The sequence below is a fragment of the Microbacterium sp. CPCC 204701 genome (genome assembly GCF_004010105.1).
GTDB lineage: Bacteria > Actinomycetota > Actinomycetes > Actinomycetales > Microbacteriaceae > Microbacterium.
In genome coordinates, this window is sequence record NZ_RRYE01000316.1 from 1 (window position 1) to 3,552 (window position 3,552).

The following is a 3,552-nucleotide window of genomic DNA, read 5'->3' on the forward strand; positions in this document are numbered from 1 at the left end:
ATCGGCGCCGCCCGGGCTCAGGCCTCGGCGCCGTCGAGGAGGTCGGGCCGGTCGGCCCGGGTGCGCTCGAGGCTCTGCTCGCGCCGCCACGCCGCGATGGCGCCGTGGTTGCCGCTGAGGAGCACCGGCGGCACCTCCCGCCCGCGCCACACTGCGGGCTTGGTGTAGCTCGGATACTCGAGCAGGCCGAGCTCGTGCGATTCCTCGACGAGGCTCTCGGGATTGCCGACGACCCCCGGGATGAGGCGAGAGACCGCCTCGATCACCGCCATCGCCGCGACCTCGCCCCCGTTGAGCACGTAGTCGCCGAGGCTCACGAGGCGCACGCTTGCCCGCTCCGCGTAGTGATCGACCACGCGCTGGTCGATGCCCTCGTACCGCCCGCACGCGAAGACGAGGTGGCTCTCGTGTGCGAGCTCGCGCGCCATGGGCTGAGAGAACAGCTCGCCTGCCGGTGAGGGCACCAGCAGCACGGCGCCGTCGGTGAGCACCTCGTCGAGCGCCTCGCCCCACGGTTCGGGCTTCATGACCATGCCGGCCCCGCCGCCGTACGGCGTGTCATCGACGGTGCGGTGGCGATCGTGGGTCCAGTCCCGCAGATCGTGCACCTGCATGTCGAGGATGCCGCGGTCCCGGGCCTTGCCGATCAGCGAGACGCCCAGCACGTCGAAGAACGTCGGGAAGATCGTGACGATGTCGACGCGCATGCGTTCGAGTCTAGGCATCCGTCGTCGTGTTTCCGACGTGTGACGGAGCACCAACGTCGCCCGCCACCACGCGGTGATCCAGAAGTGATCGAGAAGTAACAGCCCGGGTCGGCGGGCGGAAACACCCGCTTCCTAGCGTGGGACCACACTCACCCCGCAGTGCATGCCCACCCTGGAGGCGTCATGACCACGACCGTCACTCCGTCCACGACGGATGCCGCAGCTCCACCCCTCACGACCGGCACCACCGCTCCCGTCACCCTCGCCCGCCGGCCCGGCCGCTGGATCGACGGCTGGAACCCCGAGGACGCCGCGTTCTGGGCGGCCGAGGGCCGCGCCATCGCGCGCCGCAACCTCGGCTGGTCGATCTTCGCCGAGTTCCTGGGGTTCATCGTCTGGCAGCTGTGGAGCATCGTCGTGGTGATGCTGCCCGACGCGGGCTTCGCGCTGACGAGCTCGGAGTCGTTCTGGCTCATCTCGCTGCCGAGCCTCGTCGGCGCGACGCTGCGGTTCCCCTACACCTTCATGGTCGCGATCTTCGGCGGCCGCAACTGGACGATCGTCTCGGCCGGACTGCTGCTGATTCCGGCGGTGCTCCTGGGCGTGGTCGTCGCGAACCCCGAGACGCCGTTCGGCGTGCTGCTGCTGGTCGCAGCCCTCGGCGGCGTCGGCGGCGGCAACTTCGCGAGCTCGATGGCGAACATCACGTACTTCTTCCCGCAGAAGGAGAAGGGATGGGCACTGGGCCTGAACGCCGCCGGCGGCAACCTCGGAACCTCGGTCGCCCAGTTCGCCGTTCCGGTCGTGGTGACCCTCGGCGCCGCGGCGACCATGAACATCTCGCTCGCCGGCTGGATGTGGATCCCGTTCATCCTCGTGGCGATGTGGGGCGCATGGCGCTACATGGACAACCTGTCCTCCGCGAAGGCGGACTTCGCCGGGTCCGCCGCGGCGCTCCGTGAGCCGCACCTGTGGCTCATGGCTCTGCTGTACATCGGCACGTTCGGCTCGTTCATCGGCTTCGCGAGCGTCTTCCCCAAGCTCATCGCCGACCAGTTCCCGGCCTTCTCGACCCTCCAGGTGGGTCAGGCGGCGGTGTCGCTGGCCTTCCTCGGCGCGCTCGTCGGCTCGCTCGCGCGGCCCTACGGAGGCCGCCTCGCCGACCGGTTCGGCGGCGCACGGGTCACGGTGGGCGCGTTCACGGTCATGGCGCTCGGCGCCCTCGGTCTCATCTGGACGCTGCCGCTGCAGAGTTTCTGGGTGTTCCTCGGGTGCTTCCTCGTGCTCTTCGCCGCGACCGGCATGGGCAACGGCTCGACCTACCGCATGATCCCGAGCATCTTCGCGGCTCGTGCTCTCGCCCGTGGCATCGAGCCCGGCAGCGCCGACGCCGTCAAGGTGCAGCGCAAGGCCGCCGCGGCCCTCGGCATCATCTCGGCTATCGGGGCGTACGGCGGCTTCGTCATCCCGCAGGTGCTGAACGCCTCCCAGCTCGCCACGGGCGGCTACACCGCGGCGTTCTACGGCTTCGTCGCCGGCTACGTCGCGCTTCTCCTGGTCACCGTGATCGCATACGTCATCCCGCGCGCGTCGCTTGCGAAAGAGCGCATCTGATCTCGGAGCAGGAGAGAAGCGGATGCCTCGAATCGAGGCATCCGCTTCTCTCGTTCGTTCGTGTTCTCGCGGCAGGGCGGGGCGACGGGCCGAGCCCTCAGTAGACGTCACGGGCGTAGCGTCCGTCGGCGGCGAGCCGCTGCTTGAAGTCGAGGGCGTCGTCGTCCGACAGCCCGCCGTGCTGCTGGGCGATCGTGACGAGCGTCGCATCGACGTCCCTGGCCATGCGCGCCGCATCGCCGCACACGTACACGTGCGCGCCCTCCTCGATCCAGCGCCACATCTGGGCGCCGTGCTCGATCATGCGGTCCTGCACGTAGATCTTCTGGCGCTGGTCGCGCGAGAAGGCGAGGTCGAGGCGTGTGAGGAACCCGTCCTCGTGCATCTCGAGCAGCTCATCGCGGTAGTAGAAGTCGCTCGCCTCGTGCTGCTCGCCGAAGAAGAGCCAGTTGCGACCGGCGTGGCCGTCAGCGCGGCGATCATGCAGGAACCCCCGGAACGGGGCGATGCCGGTGCCCGGTCCGATCATGATCATCGGTGCGTCCGGCGACGTCGGCGGCCGGAACCCCGGCGACCGCTGCAGGTACACGGGGGTTGACTCGCCCAGTCCACCGGCGAGAAAGGTCGAGCACACGCCGCCGCGCGCGCGGCCCGAGTCGGTCTCGAAGCGCACGACCGCGACGGTGAGCTCGACGGTGTCGGGATCAGCCTTCGGGCTCGAAGAGATGGAGTACTGCCGAGGCTGGAGCCGCTTGAGCACCCCCACCCACTCGGCGGGGGTGGCCTGCACCGGGTGGTCGCGCACGAGGTCGACGGCCTGCTGACTCCACAGGAACTGCTCCAGCCGCCCCTTGTTCTCACGCCGCAGCAACGCCGCGAGCGTGGTGTCGTCGCTGCGTTCGGCGACGAAGCGCACGAGGTCGGTCGGGGTCTTCGTGATGTCGAGACGCGTGCGCAGGGCCTCGCCGAAGGTGCGCTCCTCGCCGTCGATCTCGACGATCGTCGCCGCCGGGATGCCGGTGGCCTCGAGCCACTCCGCCACGACGCCCGGGCTGTTCGCGCACACCACCCCGAGCGAATCGCCGGCTTCGTACGCCGCCCCCGAGTCCGACAGGTCGAACGCGAATCTGCGAACCTCCTTCATCGACCCCGGCCCGCTCAGCAGGTCGTCGCGCACCAGCGTCGCGCGCACGGGATTGGACCGCGTGAACAGCCGCCGCATCGGCGCCAC

General features: G+C 69.8%; 3 protein-coding genes. 1 reads left to right on the forward strand and 2 read right to left on the reverse strand.

The window, feature by feature from the left end; genetic code table 11:
- Nucleotides 1–17 precede the first annotated feature (17 nt).
- The gene (trmD, locus tag EIO58_RS14575) at nt 18–707 is read right to left on the reverse strand and encodes a tRNA (guanosine(37)-N1)-methyltransferase TrmD (protein ID WP_127820135.1); all 690 of its coding nucleotides are present in this window, start codon (nt 705–707) and stop codon (nt 18–20) included.
- A 183-nt stretch (nt 708–890) separates the two neighbouring features.
- On the opposite strand from trmD, the gene EIO58_RS14580 reads away from it, so the two are divergent.
- Nucleotides 891–2,321 (forward strand): MFS transporter, encoded by a 1,431-nt coding sequence (locus EIO58_RS14580; RefSeq protein ID WP_127820136.1) that lies wholly within the window; start codon nt 891–893, stop codon nt 2,319–2,321.
- Between the two features lie 97 nt (nt 2,322–2,418).
- Here EIO58_RS14580 and EIO58_RS14585 read toward each other — a convergent pair.
- A partial coding sequence (locus EIO58_RS14585; RefSeq protein ID WP_446723931.1) for a diflavin oxidoreductase occupies nt 2,419–3,552 on the reverse strand: 1,134 nt, incomplete at its 5' end.